Source organism: Microbacterium sp. NPDC090281 (genome assembly GCF_044769635.1).
Classification (GTDB): Bacteria; Actinomycetota; Actinomycetes; order Actinomycetales; family Microbacteriaceae; genus Microbacterium.
The window spans coordinates 2,881,162-2,897,068 of the sequence record NZ_JBIVYH010000001.1; the positions used below are offsets into that span (position 1 = coordinate 2,881,162).

Genomic DNA, 15,907 nt, shown 5'->3' on the forward strand with positions numbered 1-15,907 from the left:
CATCTCCATGCGCGGCTCTCGCCGACTATCCGAACTTGGGGAGGAGCTCGTCCATCGGGACAGAGGACGGCATCACGCGATAGGTTTTCATCACCTGCGTCATCGCCTTCTGGAAGGCGGATGCGGTGGCCGCGGACGATACAACCTTAGTCGGCTCATCGAGGGTCACCACGACCACGTACTGCGGATCGTCGACCGGCGCGAACCCGACCATGCTGGTGTAGTACACCCCCGCCTTGTAGCCGCCGTTGCCGTCGGAGACCTGCGCCGTACCGGTCTTGCTGGTCACCCGGTAGCCGGGAACCTGGATGCGTTCGGCGTTGCCACCCTGCACGGCCACGTTCTCCAGCATCCGGGTGAGGTCGGCGGCCGTCTGCTCCTTGATGATCTGCTCGCGCTTCGGGTCGGCCGGGGTCGTGACGGTGCCGTCGGCGCCCGTGCACGACTCGACGAGTGAGAGGTCGATCTTCTCCCCGCCGTTCGCGATCGCCTGGTAAGCGCCGGCGAGCTGCGCAGCCGTGACCGTGAAGTACTGCCCGAACGTCGTCGTGTAGAGGGACTGGTTGTCCCAGTCGCTGACCGGGTGCAGGATGCCCCCGACCTCGGAGGGGAAGTCGAGCGTCTTCTCGCCGACGCCGAACCTCTCCAGGTAGTCGTAGCGCACCTCGGGGCTCACCATGGTGCCGAACTTCGACAGCGCCACGTTCGAGGAATCGATGAGTCCGCCGGCGAGGGTGTAGTTGTACGCAGGGTGGCTGAAAGCGTCGTTGACGACAGCGCCGTTCGGGAACTTCTCCCGGGAGGCAGCGCTGACGGTGCTGAGCGGGGTCAGCCCCCCTCCTTCGATCGCCGCAGCCGCAGTGATCGCCTTGAAGGTCGATCCGGGCTCGAAGTCGTGGTGGAAGATCTGGCTGGCTCTGGTCGCGGGGGTCGACGCATCGAGATTGTTCGGATCCAGTGCCGGCCACTCGGCCGCCGCGCGGATCTTCCCAGTCTTCACCTCGACGACGGTGACGGTGCCGCCCTTGGCACCCTGCGTCTGCGCCTCTTCGGCGATCATCTGCTGCAGGTACCAGTTCAGGTCGCTGTTGATGGTCAGCTGCACGGAACCGCCGTTCACGGCATCGACCGTCTGCTCGCTCCCGGGGATCACGACCCCATCCTTGCCCTTGCGATAGGTCTCCTCGCCGTCGATGGGGGCCAAGCATGAGTTGTCCAGCTGCTCCACGCCCGCCTGCGCCTTACCCGAGTTGTCGAGGAACCCCAGGACGTTGCCGGCAACCGCTCCGTTCGGGTACACCCGTGTCTCGCGCGCCGGCATGCTCAGGTACGAGGAGATGCCCAGCGCCCTGAGCTTCATGAACTGGTCGGTGTTGAGACCGCGCTTCAGCTCCACGTACTGGCTGTTCGGGTTCTCCGCGAGTGCGTTCGACACCAGCGCTCGCACTTCATCTCCGGTCTGCCCGGTGACGGCCGCGATCTTGTCGGAGGCCTCGGCCCACGGCAGCTTCGGGTCCTTCTCCTCGACCAGCATGATCACCTGCGGGCTGAGCTGCGCGTCGTAGACCAACACGCTGGAGGCCAGGACAGTGCCGCCGGAGTCGACGATCGATCCACGCTGTCCGGGGATGGATGAGCTCGCGCCGAGGTGCTCGAGCGATTCGGAGACGTGCTCGTCTGCGCTCACGACCTGGATGTCGACCAGCCGCACGACGAAGGCGGCCAGCACGGAAAGGATGACCGCGAGTGCGACGACGGTGCGTCGCCGCGGTCCGCGGGTTGCTCGGGTCGTCATGGGATCTCTCCGTCGATCGTCGGTGTCAGTGCGTGGCGGGGCTGGGGAGGCCGTCGGTGATCGACGGCGGGAGGTCTTGCGTCGGCGCCTCTGTCGTCCCCTCGTCGGTCTCCGCAGGCGGGGGCGGCGGCGGCTCGACGATGAGTGAGTTGCTCACTGCGCCGACGCCCTCGGGGTTCACTGTCGAGGTCCAGTCGGCACCTGCGCCGGTGCCGAAGACGGCTCCGTCGCTGAGACGCAGATACGACGGCGAGCCGGCGACGACCATTCCGAGTCCGGCGGCGTTGTTGGCGAGCACCTGCGGCGAACTCAGACCGGTGAGCTCCTCCTGGAGGGCATGGGTCTTGAGGTTCAGCTCACGCTGCTGCGACGAGAGGCTCGCGAGTGTGAACGAGTCCTGAGTGGTCGCGAGCGACAGAGCGATCTGTGCGGCGCCGATCGCGAGGGCACCGCCGAGAGCGACCAGCGCGTAGGCGAGCTTCGGCTTGCGGCGGACCGCAGGACGCGTGACGGGCTGCAGCTTCCGCTGCGGCTTCTTCTCCGGTACGACCGGCTGCACCGGCTTGCGGACTACGGCGTTCAGGCTCATGCGCTCTCCCGCAGCTTCTCGGCGGCGCGCAGGCGCACCGGGATCGCCCGCGGGTTGCGCGCGCGTTCTTCGTCGTCGGCGAGCTCAGCACCCTTGGTCAGGATGCGGAACCGCGGAGCGTGTTCGGGGAGCTCCACCGGGAGCCCCGCCGGTGCGGTCGAGGCGGATGCAGCGGCGAAAGCCTGCTTCACGAGGCGGTCTTCGAGCGACTGGTACGACATGACGACGATGCGGCCTCCGACACCGAGCGCATCCATGGCCGACGGGATCGCATCTGCGAGCACGTTGAGTTCCGTGTTCACCTCGATGCGCAGCGCCTGGAACACGCGCTTGGCAGGGTGGCCTGCGCGCTGGGCTGCGGCGGGTGTCGCGGCGATCAGGATCTCGACGAGCTCACCAGAACGCGTGATCGGCTGCTTCTGGCGTGCCGCGATGATGAAGCGCGCATAGCGTCCTGCGAGCTTCTCCTCGCCGTAGCGCTCGAAGATGCGGCGGAGGTTGCCCTCGCTGTACGTGGCGATCACATCGGCCGCGGTGACGCCCTTCGTCTGATCCATCCGCATGTCGAGCGGGGCATCCTTCGAATATGCGAAGCCGCGCTCGGCCTCGTCGAGCTGCAGCGAGGATACCCCGAGGTCGAACAGGATGCCCGATGCGCCCTGCGCATGAAGGCCGATCTCGTCGTACACCGTGTGCACGAGCGTTACCCGGTCACGGAAGCGAGCGAGCCGATCCCCCGCGATGCGCAACGCGTCGGTGTCGCGGTCGAGTCCGATCAGGCGGATGTTCGGGAAGCGTGCAAGCAGCGCCTCGGAGTGGCCGCCCATGCCCAGAGTGGCATCGACGAGCACCGCTCCGTCCGCCTGGAGGGCGGGAGCGAGCAGTTCGACGCAGCGGTCGAGCAGTACTGGGGTGTGGATGTCTCGGAGGTTCATGATCTTTCTCGGGGTGACCTTCGGCTCTGATCCCCCTCCGCTTCGCGACCCGGCACCGGGGAAGTGTGTCGGGGCGGGAGCGGCGGGGCATCACAGCCGTGGTCAGAAGAGGCCCGGAATCACCTCCTGCTCGAGGTCGGAGTAGGTCTCCTCACCGGCGGCGAGGTAGGCGTTCCAGCTCTCGGCATCCCAGATCTCGGCGTGGGCGCCGACTCCGGTGACGATGAGTTCCTTCTGCAGCCCCGCGTACTGACGCAGGTGCACGGGGATGGTGATGCGGTTCTGGCTGTCTGGCATCTCCGCACTCGCACCGGAGAGGAACAGACGCATGAAGTCACGCGCCTGCTTGTTGGCGAGCGGCGCCTGGCGGATCCGCTCGTGCATGGCCTCGAACTCAGCCGTGCTGAACACGTAGAGGCATCGCTCCTGGCCTCGGGTGACGACGATGCCGCCGCCGAGGTCTTCGCGGAACTTCGCAGGAAGGATGACCCGTCCTTTGTCGTCCAGCTTCGGTGAATGCGTACCCAGCAACATCGGCCATCACCCCCTCTGCGTCCGGCCAACTCGAGGTGCGCCCCACTTTACTCCACTTTCCTCCACATACCTACGACCAATCCACGCGATGGCAGCGTTGCGCCCGTCGGGCGCACCAAAAAACCGCGGAAACTCGCGGTGGAGGAAGGTGGAGCACCGGTGGAGGAACGCCGGCCGCTCAGAAGCAGGTCGGCCGGATCCGAAAGTTAACGACAGAAGCCCGGATGCTCAGCATCCGGGCTTCTGTCGTGAAGTGTGTGGAGAGGGTCAGTGACCGTCCTGGCGGCGGTCCCACCGGTCGTTCATGCGATCCATGAACGAGGCGGACTCGTGCTTCTTGGGAGCCGATCGCTCGCGCGGCTCGGCTGCGGTCGTGCGTCGCACAGGAGTGACCGCGACCATGACACCGGCGAGCATCGCCGCGAATCCGACGACTCCGACGACGACGCCCCACACGCCGCCGAGGATGACCCCGGCGATCAGACCGCCGACCCCGGCGAGCAGAAGGAGCGCACCGTAGACGAGATTTCGGTAGCTCAGCGCGCGATCACCAGACGGCGCGGTCACGACATCGGCATCATTGTGGAGGAGATGGCGTTCCATCTCGTCGAGCAGACGCTGCTCCTGTTCGGAGAGTGGCATTTCGTCCCCCTCGGGTATTGTGCCTTCCATCTTACGCGCGCTGAGGCTTCCTCGGCTAGCAGTTCGGCCTTGCCTTGCTTTACGTATGCTGGGAGTCGTGCCGTCCTCCTCCCCTGTCCCCGATGCCGTCGCCGCACACCTCGCCCGTTTCCTCTCGAAGATGCGCGAAGAAGCATCGGAATACGGTCCGGATGCGCAGGCATTCCTCGATGCCGCCGACGGCACGTTCGCGGGAGGCAAGCGGCTGCGCGCGCGGTTCTGCCACGCCGGCTGGCGTGCTGTCGCTCGATTCGGCGATCGCGACGCGACGGAGACCGATGCGTTGTGGGATCTCTGCACTGCGCTCGAGATCTTCCAGTCGGCCGCGCTCGTCCACGACGATCTGATCGACAATTCCGACACGCGTCGCGGCCGCCCCGCAGCGCACCGGGCCCTGGAGGCATCTCATCGCCAGGCGGGATGGTCCGGCGATGCAGAGGCCTTCGGTCGCGCGTCGGCCATCCTCCTCGGCGATCTTCTCGTCGCGTGGAGCGACGATCTGCTGGAGTCGGCACTCGAGGGGCAACCGCACGCCCGCGTCGTGCGCTCCGAATACGCCAGGATGCGGCGAGACGTGACCACAGGGCAGTTCCTCGACATCGCTGAAGAATCGGCCTGGAGTGTGAACGATGCAACCCTCCACGCCGAACGGGCCCTGCGCGTGGCATCGCTCAAGTCCGCCAGATACAGCATCGAGCAGCCGCTGGTCCTCGGCGGATCATTCTGCGGCGCCGATGCGGATCAGATGTCGGCGCTGCGCGACTTCGGACATCCGATCGGCATGGCCTTCCAGCTGCGCGACGACGTGCTCGGTGTGTTCGGTGACGCATCCGTCACCGGAAAGCCCGCCGGGGATGATCTTCGCGAGGGCAAGCGCACAGTGCTGATCGCGCTCACGAGACAGAGCCTTGACGCCTCTGCGAGGAATCTCCTGGACGAGATGCTCGGCGACCCGGAACTGACACCGCAGCAGGTGTCGCTCCTGCAGGCCACGATCACGGGATCCGGAGCGCTGGATCAGGTTGAGGCGATGATCGCCGGCTATGCGCGAGAAGCGGATCGGGCGTTGTCGGGCGCGCGACTCGACAACGCCGCGGTCGGCGACCTGCGCGAGCTCGCGCGCGCAGCCACAGTGCGTTCGGCCTGAGCGGGACTCGCCCTCAGGCGAGCGTGCGTGCGAGGCGGCGGACGGCGCTCTTGTTCCCCGCGAGCAGAGCATCGATCGGCGAACGGCCCAGCGACTCCTCCTCGGCGAAGAGCCAATCGATCAGCTCGTCATCGGAGAAGCCGGCATCCTGGAGCACGATGACCGTTCCGCGCAACGAGCTCAACGGGTGGCCGTCGACGATGAACACGGAAGGCACTGCGAAGACGCCGCTGCGACGCGACCCCACCAGGTAGTGCTCGTCGATCAGACGACGTACGCGACCGAGGGGCACATCGAGCGCCTCGACGAGGTCGGGCATCGTCAGCCACTCGACAGGAGCAGCGGCAGGGGTTCCAGCAACGTTCTCAGACACGCTGCCAACTATCTCATCTCTACCGGTCCGTCGCATGTCGACCCTCCAGTCACAATTTTCACTTGCGTCACTTCTGTTGACTTCTGTTTACATCCGTGTCAGCGTGAAAAGCTCGAAAAGGGGGCAAGCCTTGATACTCAAGACCGCCACGCGTCGAACGCGACACCTGCGGATCGGAGCACCCGCCGCGGTGCTCGGTGCCCTGGCGACCACACTCAGCGCGGCGCCGGCCGATGCCGCAGTCATGCACGACAACGCCACGGTCGAGCGCCAGCGCTTGCTGCCGACCTCTGCGGTACCCGCCCAGGTGGCACCGACGAGCTATGTGGTCCAGCCGGGCGACACCGTGTCCGCCGTCGCGACACGCTTCGGCCTGCAGACGGTCGACATCCTGACGTGGAACGGACTCTCCTGGCGGTCGGTGATCTACCCGGGGCAGACTCTGACGCTTCAGGCTGCGGCCGGTTCCGTCGCACCGGCGGTCACCCCTTCCCCCGCGGCCTCGACCACGCACGAGGTCGTCGCCGGCGACACCGTGTACGCCATCGCCCAGAGGTACGCGACCACGGTCGATGCCGTGCTGGCAGCCAACGGACTCACCCGCGCATCGGTCATCTTCCCCGGCCAGAGCCTGGTCGTCGCCGGATCCCCTGCACCGCAGACCCCGGCAGCGCTCCCGGCCGCGACTGCCGCTCCCGCTCCCGCTCCCGGGGCCACCGCGACCCATACCGTCGTCGCCGGCGATACGGTCTACGGCATCGCGAAGAAGTATGGAACCACGACCCAGGCGCTGTTCGCGTTGAACGGCCTAGGGTCGTCGTCGATCATCTACCCCGGCCAGACACTGGCCGTGCAGGGCGCCCCGAGCCCCGCAGCAGCCCCCGCTCCGGCGCCTGCATCGTCGGGTGGCCAGCAGACCGCCGCTCTCACCGCGGAGCAGGCCTCGAACGCGGCCCTCATCATCCGCATCGGCCGCGAACTCGGCGTCTCCGATCGCGCCATCGCCATCGCCCTCGCAACCGGGATGGTGGAATCCGACCTGCGCAACCTCGACTGGGGCGATCGCGATTCACTCGGCATCTTCCAGCAGCGCCCGAGCACCGGATGGGGCACACCCGCGCAGATCATGGATGCCGACCGGAGCACTCGCGTGTTCTACGGAGGGCAGAACGACCCGAACGGACAGACGACGCGCGGGCTCCTGGACATCGCCGGCTGGGAGAACATGTCGTTCACATCAGCAGCACAGGCCGTGCAGATCTCGGCCTATCCGGACAAGTACGGCCAGTGGGAGACGCAAGCATATGCCTGGCTCGCACTCTACAGTTGACGACATTCGGGAAAACCCACAAGGCCGAGGGGTGAGCCGCTCCCCTGTCTCTCAGGCAATTCTCCATAGAATTCTGACGTGACGACCAATCAGCAGGCCGACCCCCTCATCGGGCGGCTTGTCGACGGCCGCTACCGAGTTCGCGCTCGAATCGCCCGCGGCGGCATGGCCACGGTCTACGTCGCCACCGACCTCCGCCTCGAACGACGTATCGCTCTGAAGGTGATGCACGCGCATCTCAGCGACGACTCCGCCTTCCAGAGCCGCTTCATCCAAGAGGCCAGAGCTGCGGCCCGCCTGGCAGACCCACATGTGGTCAACGTGTTCGACCAGGGGCAGGATGGCGAGCTCGCGTATCTCGTGATGGAGTATCTGCCCGGCATCACGCTGCGCGAACTGCTCCGCGAGCAGAAGCGTCTCACGATCCCGCAGACCATCACGATCATGGACGCGATCCTGGCCGGCCTCTCCGCCGCGCATCGAGCCAGCATCGTCCACCGCGACGTCAAGCCGGAGAACGTGCTCCTCGCCGAAGACGGTCGCATCAAGATCGGCGACTTCGGACTGGCGAGGGCGACGACGGCGAACACCGCCACCGGACAGCAGCTGCTGGGCACCATCGCCTACCTCGCCCCCGAACTCGTCACGCGAGGCACCGCCGACGCCCGCAGCGACATCTACGCGCTCGGGATCATGCTGTACGAGATGCTGGTCGGCGAACAGCCGTACAAGGGCGAGCAGCCGATGCAGATCGCTTTCCAGCATGCCACCGAGTCTGTGCCTCGACCGAGTGCCCGCAACCCCGCTGTCCCCGAGCAGCTCGACGAGCTCGTGCTCTGGGCCACGGAGAAGTCACCGGACGAGCGACCGGACGATGCCCAGCAGATGCTCGATCGGCTGCGAGAGATCGAGCGCGACCTCGGTATCGCCCCGACCGCGGCCAGAGCGACCGCTCCGCAGCACAGCCATGCAGACTCGGGCGACCTCACCAAGGTGATGCCGGGCACCATGGTGATCGCCGATCCCACCGCGCCGGTCCCCGCCGCCATCGACAACGCGACGCTCCTGCGCCGACGAGCCTCCAAACGGCGCGCGCGCGGCGCATTCCTCCTCACACTGGTCCTGCTGCTCGCGGTGCTCGCCGGCGGCGTCGGCTGGTGGTTCGGTTCCGGCCCCGGATCGCTCATCGCCGTGCCCGCCGTCGCCGGGAGCACCTACGACGACGCCGCGACGGTGCTGACAGAAGCCGGCTTCGTCCCGGCACAGAAGGATGAGTTCTCGATCGACATCCCGGCAGGGACCGTGATCGAGACCGATCCTGGGGAAGGCACCCGGCTCGACAAGGGCGCCCCTGTCGCGGTCATCGTGTCCGCCGGACCCGCAAACCACACCCTCGATGCGCTGAACGGGCGAGCGGAGCAAGACGCTCGCGACTACCTCACCGGCCTCAACGTCAAGGTCACGGACAAGTCGCTGCTGCTCTTCTCCGACGCCGACTCCGGCATCGTGATCAACGCCTACGTCACGCCGAGGGCAGGCGGCGAGGCATACATCTGCGGTGACGGCTGCGAGATCTTCGAAGACGACACGGTCGAGCTGTATGTCTCCGCCGGCGACTTCCCCGACGTCGCGGGAATGTCGGTCGGCGAGGCGACCTCCACCCTCACGGACAAGGGCCTCACCGTCACCTCCGACCCGCAGTACGTCTTCAGCGACAGCGTCGCCAAGGACGTGGTGGTCGGCGTCGCCGATCGCGCAGAAGAGGGCAACTGGCGTCCGGGCGACAACGTGCAGCTCATCGTGTCGAAGGGACCGGAGCTCTTCCCGGTGCCCGACGTCTCGGGCAAGACTCTGAACGATGCGAAGAAGATCCTCTCCGACAAGGGCTTCAAGTCGACCTACGCCGCCTGGGGTGACCTCCCGGGCTTCGCGGAGATGGCCAAGGTCACAGGTCAGGACCCCGGCCCTGACAAGTCACTCCCCCGTGGCGGCACGGTGAACCTCTCGATCCAGCTGAGCGGCTGAGCCCGGACGCAACCAGGCTGAGACCGGACGCAACGAGGCTGAGACCGGCCGCAACGAGAAAGCCGCCCTCCACGATGATTCCGGGAGGGCGGCTTTCTTCGTCTCAGCGACGGGAGTGTCAGCGCTTCTCGAGCTCCTCAGCCACCAGGAAGGCGAGCTCGAGCGACTGCATGTGATTCAGTCGCGGGTCGCACAGGCTCTCGTAGCGCGTGGCCAGTGCCGCCTCGTCGATATGCTCCGACCCGCCCAGGCATTCGGTGACGTCGTCACCGGTGAGCTCGACGTGGATACCGCCGGGGAACGTGCCGACCGCGCGATGCGCCTCGAAGAAGCCCCGCACCTCGTCGACGACATCGTCGAAACGACGCGTCTTGTAGCCCGTGGGCGTCGTGATGCCGTTGCCGTGCATCGGATCAGTGACCCAAAGCGGCTGAGCACCCGAGTCGCGCACGGCCTCGAGCAGCGGCGGAAGCGCATCGCGGATCTTGCCGGCGCCCATGCGCGTGATGAAGGTCAGGCGACCCGGCTCGCGGTTCGGATCGAGCTTGTCGATCAACGCCAGCGCCGTGTCGGGCGACGTGGTCGGGCCGAGCTTCACACCGATGGGATTGCGGATCTTCGAGAAGTAGTCGACGTGCGCCCCGTCGAGCTCGCGCGTGCGCTCACCGATCCACAGGAAGTGCGCCGACGTGTTGTACGGCGTGTCCGTACGGGAGTCGATACGCGTCATCGGCCGCTCGTAGTCCATGAGCAGACCTTCGTGGCCCGTGAAGAATTCGACGCGCTTGAGCTCGTCGAAGTCGGCTCCAGCGGCTTCCATGAACTTGATGGCGCGGTCGATCTCCGCAGCCATGCGCTCGTAGCGCTGGTTCGCCGGGTTCTGCGCGAAGCCCTTGTTCCACGAGTGCACCTCGCGGAGGTCGGCGAAACCGCCCTGGGTGAACGCACGGATCAGGTTCAGCGTCGATGCCGCCGTGTGGTATCCCTGCAGGAGCCGACCGGGATCGGGCTGGCGAGAGCCTTCTGTGAAGTCGTAGCCGTTCACGATGTCGCCGCGGTAGGCGGGCAGGCTGACGTCGCCGCGGGTCTCGGTGTCGCTCGAGCGCGGTTTCGCGAACTGACCGGCCATGCGGCCCATCTTGACGATGGGCATCGACGCGCCATAGGTCAGCACGACCGCCATCTGGAGGACGGTCTTGATGCGGTTGCGGATCTGCTCGGCCGTCGCTCCCGCGAAGGTCTCAGCGCAGTCGCCACCCTGGAGGAGGAAAGCACGGCCGGATGCAGCACGCGCGAGTCGGTCGCGGAGGTTGTCGACCTCACCCGCGAACACGAGCGGCGGGAGGGTCGCGATCTGCTGGGAGACGTCGGCGACGCGGTCCGCGTCGGGCCATTGCGGCTGCTGCTTGATGGGAAGCGAGCGCCACGCATCAAGGGCTTCGATGTGGTGCGGGAGCATGCGTTCCAGCCTAGTGGTCACCGATACCACCGAGATCCGCGCGAAGGCTATGTGACGCGGGTCGGGAGCCGGTCCTTGACCGTCGACGCGTAGACGTCTTCGTACTTCTGCTCGCCCAGCCGCTGCAGCGCGACCATGATCTCGTCGGTGACCGAACGCAGGATGTACCGATCGTTCTCCATGCCCGCGTATCGGGAGAAGTCGAGAGGCTCCCCGATGACGATGCCGACTCGCACGATTCGAGGCAGCCGCTTGCCGATCGGCATCGCCGTGTCGGTGTCGACCATGATCACCGGCACGACCGGAACCTTCGCCTCCAGCGCCATCCTGGCGATGCCGGTGCGCCCGCGGTACAGCTTGCCGTCAGGGCTGCGCGTGCCTTCGGGGTAGATACCGAGCAGGTCGCCGCCGCCGAGCACCTGGAGCCCCGTGTTCAGAGATGCCTCAGAGGCCTTGCCGCCTGAACGGTCGATGGGGATCTGGCCTGTGGCCTTCATGAAGAACTTCGTGGCCCAGCCCTTGATGCCGCGGCCCGTGAAGTAGTCGCTCTTCGCGAGGAACGACATCGATCTGTCGATCACCAGCGGCAGGAAGATGGAGTCGGCGAAGGAGAGATGGTTGCTGGCGAGGATCGCCGCACCGTTCGCGGGCACGTTCTTCCGCCCCACGATCCAGGGGCGGAACACCCCCTTGACCACAGGGCCGATCACGACGTACTTCATCAGCCAGTAGAACATCGTGGTGAAGTCTAGCGCCGTGCTCGGCATCCGCCAGAGTCTTCTTCTCGCGTTCCCCCTGCTCGCGACCCAGTTCCACCTCGGGCGCGACTGGGTTCCATGCCCTAGACTCGAAATCAAGTCCGTGCCCGACCGGTACCGAAGGAGCTGCCGTGGTCCAGTTTGAAGTCCCCGCGATCGTCCCAGCCGATCCCGAAGCGAACGTCGCCGACCTCCTGGTGAAGCGAGTCGAAGCCACTCCGGATCGTGCGCTCTTCTCCGTGCCCGAGGGCGACGGCTGGCGCGACATCTCCGCCGCCGACTTCCAGACGGCCGTCATCGCCCTGGCCAAGGGCTTCGCCGCCGCCGGTATCCAGCCGGGCGAGAAGGTCGGCTTCCTTGCCAGAACGACGTACGAGTGGACGCTGGTCGATTTCGCGCTCTTCTATGCCGGCGCCGTGATGGTACCGATCTACGAGACCAGCTCCCCCTCCCAGATCCAGTGGATCCTCGAGGACTCCGGCGCTATCGCGTTGATCGTGGAATCGCCCGAGCACTTCGCCCGCGTCGATGAGGTCCGCGGCGACCTGCCTCTGATCCGCGAGGTGTGGCAGCTGCATCTCGGAGCGATCGACACCCTGACCGCGCAGGGCGCATCGGTGACCGATGGTGAGATCGAGCGACGCCGCACCCTCGCAGTGGGATCCGACATCGCGACGCTCATCTACACCTCCGGTTCCACGGGCCGCCCGAAGGGATGCGTGCTCACTCACAGCAACTTCGTCGAGCTCTCCCGCAACTCGGCCAAGGCGCTGGACGAGGTCGTCCAGACGCCCGGAGCATCCACCCTCCTCTTCATCACCACCGCGCACGTGTTCGCCCGGTTCATCTCGATCCTCGACATCCATGCAGGAGTGCGCACGGGGCACCAGCCGGATACGCGGCAGCTCCTCCCGGCGCTCGGGTCGTTCAAGCCGACCTTCCTCCTCGCGGTCCCGCGAGTGTTCGAGAAGGTCTACAACTCGGCGGAGCAGAAGGCGGAAGCCGGCGGCAAGGGCAAGATCTTCCGCGCGGCAGCCGATGTCGCCATCGAGCACTCGAAGCTGATCGAGGCAGGCAAGCCGATCCCGTTCGGGATGAAGATCAAGTTCGCCCTGTTCAACAAGCTCGTCTACAGCAAGCTCCGAGAGGCGATGGGCGGCAACGTCGTCTACGCCGTCTCCGGCTCGGCGCCGCTCGGTTCGCGGCTCGGACACTTCTTCCACAGCCTCGGCGTGGTCATCCTCGAGGGATACGGCCTCACCGAGACGACGGCGCCTGCCACCGTGAACCTCGCGGACAAGTCGAAGATCGGCACGGTCGGGCCGGCACTCCCCGGGGTCGGTGTGCGCCTCGCCGACGACGGCGAGATCGAGGTCCGCGGCATCAATGTGTTCAAGGAGTACTGGAACAATCCGGCGGCGACGGCCGAGGCGTTCAGCGAAGGCGGCTGGTTCCACACCGGTGACATCGGCAGCTTCGACTCCGAGGGCTTCCTCACCATCACCGGCCGCAAGAAGGAGATCATCGTCACGGCCGGCGGCAAGAACGTCGCGCCCGCGGCGCTCGAAGATCCGATCCGCGCGAACCCCATCATCGGCCAGGTCGTGGTCGTCGGCGATCAGCGCCCGTTCATCTCGGCACTCGTCACGCTCGACCCGGAGATGCTCCCGACCTGGCTCGCTAACAACGGCCTCGAGGGCACGATGTCGCTCGTCGATGCGTCGAAGAACCCGGCTGTGCGCGCCGAGGTGCAGCGGGCCGTGGACACCGCGAACGCCCGCGTCTCGCGTGCGGAATCGATCCGGAAGTTCACGATCCTCGACTCGGAGTGGACCGAGGCCTCCGGCCACCTGACGCCGAAGCTCTCGATCAAGAGGAACATCATCATGAACGATTTCGCGGACGAGATCGCCGCGATCTACGACGAGCCCGTCGCTACGACGAACGTCCCGCTCGGCGGCTGACGCCCCCACGCATGAAGAAGGGCCCCGCGCGTGCGGGGCCCTTCTTCATGTCTTCAGACCTCGTGTGTTCAGAACCAGGAGCTCTCCCGCACCTCGCGCATCGCGGCTTTGCGGGTCTCAGGATCGAGCCGGGTCAGGAACAGCTTTCCGTCGAGGTGATCGGTCTCGTGCTGCAGCGCCTGAGCGAGGAGGCCATCGCCCTCGAGAACAACGGGGTTGCCGTCGAGGTCGATCCCCTCGACGCGAGCCCAGGGGTGGCGCTGTGCATCGTGCCAGAGGCCCGGAACAGAGAGGCAGCCCTCCCCCGTCGGCTCCGGCTCACCGCGGACCTCGGTCAGCACGGGGTTGAGCACATAGCCGATGTCACCGTCGATGTTGTAGCTGAAGGCGCGCAGGGCGACACCGATCTGCGGTGCCGCGACGCCAGCGCGCCCCGGCAGCTCCACGGTGTCGACCAGATCGGCTACGAGCGCGCGCACCCCGTCGTCGATGTCGTCGATCGGAGCACAGACCGTCCGCAGAACGGGGTCACCGAAAATGCGTATCTCGCGAACCGCCATCAGGCAGCCTTGGCCCGCAGGCCCTCGACCAACAGCGCCGCGAGTTCGCGGGCAGCAATCCGGGTCTCCGGCAGCAGGTTCGCGAACACGATCGTCCCGCCGCCCGCGATCTGAGGGTCGTACGGAACGCGGACCACACTGCGCGCACGAGTGGCGAAGTGCGCCTGCAGTTCATTCAGGCGCACCAGCGGCGCACCCGGCGTGGACTGGTTGAGCACGACGATCGCCTCGCGTGCCTGCTCGGCGTAGCCATTGGTCTCGAGCCACGTGAGCGTCTCGGACGCGAGCCGCGCCTCATCGACGCTGAGACCCGAGACGATGACGATCTGATCCGCGAGGTCGAGCGTCGCCGACATCACCGAGTGCACGATCCCGGTCCCGGTGTCGGTGAGGACCAGCGAGTAGTAGTGCGCCGCGACACCGGCGACATCGCGATAGTCGCTGTCGCTGAAGGCCTCGGCGATACGCGGATCGGAGTCGGATGCGAGCACATCGAGACGGGTCGCATCCCGAGCCACGATGGCGGAGATATCGTGGTAGCCCTTGACGTCGTCGTGGATCCTCACGAGATCGCGCACCGACTTGCTGTGGTGCGGCCGCACGATGCGCTCGGCGAGCGTGCCCCGATCGGGATTGGCGTCGACGGCGATCACGCGATCCTCGCGCGCGTCGGCCAGTGCCATGCCGAGCAGTGCGGTGATCGTCGTCTTGCCGACGCCGCCCTTGCGTGACAGCACGGGGACGAAACGCGCTCCACCGGCGAGCGGCGCCGCGATCCGCGCCGACAGCGCCTTGCGCTCGCGCGCACGGCGTCCGTCACCGATGTTGATGCGTCGCCCTGAGACTGCATAGAGGAAGTGACTCCATGCCCCCTCCGGCTCCGGCTTCGTGACCCGGTGCGGGTCGAGCAGACGGTCGGCGGTGAGGAGGTCGGCGGACTCGCGCGACGATTCGCCCAGATCGTCCAGGCGCTTCGAGGTGAGTGTCACGTCTGTGCGCGCTGTCGCCCGTGCGGGCTGCGGCACGACGGGCCTCTCTTCGGGAGTGGACACGGTGCTGGTCTCCTTCTCGACGGAAGCCCGCACGGCTGATGCCGGTGCGGGAGCCGTCTCGATCTCGGAATGAGCTCTGGCGAGGAATCGTGCGGCAGCTGCCTCCTCTGCTGCCTGCTCTCCGGCGGCATCACGCTCGTCGGCGATCAGCTCCGGCTCCGGCTCCGGCTCCGGCTCCGGCTCCGGCTCCGGCTCCGCGATGATGATCGCATCGACGACATCGACGATGCGAGCGGATTCGAGCGCGGACACGTCGATCACGATCGACTCGACGACGGGTGTCTCCTCGATCACACCCGTGATGACAGGCGGCTCCACGATCGGCTCCACCGCTTGAGCGGGTTCGGCGATCGGGGAACGCGACGGCTTCTTGGCCGACGCCTGTTCTGCTGCCGCCGGAGATGCGGGCCGAGTATTCGGTACTGCTTTCAGGAGCGGCTTCATCTTCGACGAGGGTTGCGGCTTCGATTCCACCCCACGAGGCGGATCGACCACGAGGTCGCCGATGACTTCGCCCTCGACGACGCCGTCGTCGGCGAGGTCGTCGTCTTCGTCCTTGGGTAGGGTCACGCTGACCTGGGCGGTCCCGCCGAGGATGCCGATGCCGGCCGTGTCCAGAGACGCGGCTTCGTCGAGCACCCCCAGCGAGTTCTCCTCGGGGTCAGTGGTGTTCTTCGGTGTCACGATGTCGCTCCAAGCCTGCGC

General features: G+C 66.7%; 14 protein-coding genes. 4 read left to right on the forward strand and 10 right to left on the reverse strand.

The window, feature by feature from the left end; all coding sequences use genetic code 11:
• Window positions 1–25: 25 nt before the first annotated feature.
• From ACIQTX_RS13865 to ACIQTX_RS13885, 5 genes are all read right to left on the reverse strand, one after another.
• A complete protein-coding gene (locus ACIQTX_RS13865) occupies window positions 26–1,795 on the reverse strand; it encodes a penicillin-binding protein 2 (RefSeq protein WP_105525712.1) in 1,770 nt (589 codons plus the stop codon).
• 25 nt (window positions 1,796–1,820) lie between these two features.
• The gene (locus ACIQTX_RS13870) at window positions 1,821–2,384 is read right to left on the reverse strand and encodes a hypothetical protein (RefSeq protein WP_028501513.1); all 564 of its coding nucleotides are present in this window, start codon (window positions 2,382–2,384) and stop codon (window positions 1,821–1,823) included.
• Window positions 2,381–3,319, reverse strand: a complete 939-nt coding sequence (gene rsmH, locus ACIQTX_RS13875) for a 16S rRNA (cytosine(1402)-N(4))-methyltransferase RsmH (protein WP_402972827.1) — start codon at window positions 3,317–3,319, stop codon at window positions 2,381–2,383. Before rsmH ends, ACIQTX_RS13870 begins: the two co-directional genes overlap by 4 nt.
• 102 nt (window positions 3,320–3,421) lie before the next feature.
• Window positions 3,422–3,853 carry a division/cell wall cluster transcriptional repressor MraZ gene (gene mraZ / locus ACIQTX_RS13880; protein WP_028501511.1) on the reverse strand — a complete coding sequence of 144 codons (432 nt, stop codon included), beginning with the start codon at window positions 3,851–3,853 and terminating at the stop codon, window positions 3,422–3,424.
• Between the two features lie 267 nt (window positions 3,854–4,120).
• Window positions 4,121–4,495, reverse strand: a complete 375-nt coding sequence (locus ACIQTX_RS13885; protein ID WP_028501510.1) for a DUF3040 domain-containing protein — start codon at window positions 4,493–4,495, stop codon at window positions 4,121–4,123.
• 97 nt (window positions 4,496–4,592) lie between these two features.
• On the opposite strand from ACIQTX_RS13885, the gene ACIQTX_RS13890 reads away from it, so the two are divergent.
• Window positions 4,593–5,681 carry a polyprenyl synthetase family protein gene (locus tag ACIQTX_RS13890; RefSeq protein ID WP_402972830.1) on the forward strand — a complete coding sequence of 363 codons (1,089 nt, stop codon included), beginning with the start codon at window positions 4,593–4,595 and terminating at the stop codon, window positions 5,679–5,681.
• Between the two features lie 13 nt (window positions 5,682–5,694).
• Here the strand turns inward: ACIQTX_RS13890 and ACIQTX_RS13895 are convergent, their stop codons facing one another.
• Complete coding sequence (locus ACIQTX_RS13895; protein WP_402972832.1) at window positions 5,695–6,054, reverse strand: Rv2175c family DNA-binding protein; 360 nt, start codon at window positions 6,052–6,054, stop codon at window positions 5,695–5,697.
• 130 nt (window positions 6,055–6,184) lie between these two features.
• On the opposite strand from ACIQTX_RS13895, the gene ACIQTX_RS13900 reads away from it, so the two are divergent.
• Window positions 6,185–7,384: a LysM peptidoglycan-binding domain-containing protein gene (locus tag ACIQTX_RS13900; RefSeq protein ID WP_402972834.1), complete on the forward strand. Its 1,200-nt coding sequence runs from the start codon at window positions 6,185–6,187 to the stop codon at window positions 7,382–7,384.
• 78 nt (window positions 7,385–7,462) lie between these two features.
• Window positions 7,463–9,409 (forward strand): Stk1 family PASTA domain-containing Ser/Thr kinase, encoded by a 1,947-nt coding sequence (pknB, locus tag ACIQTX_RS13905; protein ID WP_402972836.1) that lies wholly within the window; start codon window positions 7,463–7,465, stop codon window positions 9,407–9,409.
• A 118-nt stretch (window positions 9,410–9,527) separates the two neighbouring features.
• Here pknB and ACIQTX_RS13910 read toward each other — a convergent pair whose 3' ends face one another.
• Entirely contained in the window at window positions 9,528–10,868 is a 1,341-nt protein-coding gene (locus ACIQTX_RS13910) for a class II 3-deoxy-7-phosphoheptulonate synthase (protein ID WP_105525708.1), read from the reverse strand.
• 47 nt (window positions 10,869–10,915) lie between these two features.
• Window positions 10,916–11,605, reverse strand: coding sequence for a 1-acyl-sn-glycerol-3-phosphate acyltransferase (locus ACIQTX_RS13915; protein WP_036273977.1), 690 nt, complete (start codon window positions 11,603–11,605; stop codon window positions 10,916–10,918).
• A 152-nt stretch (window positions 11,606–11,757) separates the two neighbouring features.
• Between ACIQTX_RS13915 and ACIQTX_RS13920 the strand changes: the two genes are divergently transcribed.
• Window positions 11,758–13,590: an AMP-dependent synthetase/ligase gene (locus ACIQTX_RS13920; protein WP_402972839.1), complete on the forward strand. Its 1,833-nt coding sequence runs from the start codon at window positions 11,758–11,760 to the stop codon at window positions 13,588–13,590.
• Between the two features lie 68 nt (window positions 13,591–13,658).
• Here ACIQTX_RS13920 and def read toward each other — a convergent pair whose 3' ends face one another.
• Both def and ACIQTX_RS13930 read right to left on the reverse strand, forming a co-directional pair.
• Window positions 13,659–14,150 (reverse strand): peptide deformylase, encoded by a 492-nt coding sequence (gene def / locus ACIQTX_RS13925; protein ID WP_028501503.1) that lies wholly within the window; start codon window positions 14,148–14,150, stop codon window positions 13,659–13,661.
• Window positions 14,150–15,886 carry an AAA family ATPase gene (locus tag ACIQTX_RS13930; RefSeq protein WP_402972841.1) on the reverse strand — a complete coding sequence of 579 codons (1,737 nt, stop codon included), beginning with the start codon at window positions 15,884–15,886 and terminating at the stop codon, window positions 14,150–14,152. The genes def and ACIQTX_RS13930 overlap by 1 nt, the downstream gene beginning before the upstream one ends.
• Window positions 15,887–15,907: the final 21 nt, after the last annotated feature.

Excerpts from the sequence above, each read along its gene's own strand:
- ACIQTX_RS13865 (WP_105525712.1), bottom strand. The coding sequence starts at position 1,795 with ATGACGACCCGAGCAACCCGCGGACCGCGGCGACGCACCGTCGTCGCA.
- ACIQTX_RS13870 (WP_028501513.1), bottom strand. The coding sequence starts at position 2,384 with ATGAGCCTGAACGCCGTAGTCCGCAAGCCGGTGCAGCCGGTCGTACCG.
- rsmH (WP_402972827.1), bottom strand. The coding sequence starts at position 3,319 with ATGAACCTCCGAGACATCCACACCCCAGTACTGCTCGACCGCTGCGTC.
- mraZ (WP_028501511.1), bottom strand. The coding sequence starts at position 3,853 with ATGTTGCTGGGTACGCATTCACCGAAGCTGGACGACAAAGGACGGGTC.
- ACIQTX_RS13885 (WP_028501510.1), bottom strand. The coding sequence starts at position 4,495 with ATGCCACTCTCCGAACAGGAGCAGCGTCTGCTCGACGAGATGGAACGC.
- ACIQTX_RS13910 (WP_105525708.1), bottom strand. The coding sequence starts at position 10,868 with ATGCTCCCGCACCACATCGAAGCCCTTGATGCGTGGCGCTCGCTTCCC.
- ACIQTX_RS13915 (WP_036273977.1), bottom strand. The coding sequence starts at position 11,605 with ATGTTCTACTGGCTGATGAAGTACGTCGTGATCGGCCCTGTGGTCAAG.
- def (WP_028501503.1), bottom strand. The coding sequence starts at position 14,150 with ATGGCGGTTCGCGAGATACGCATTTTCGGTGACCCCGTTCTGCGGACG.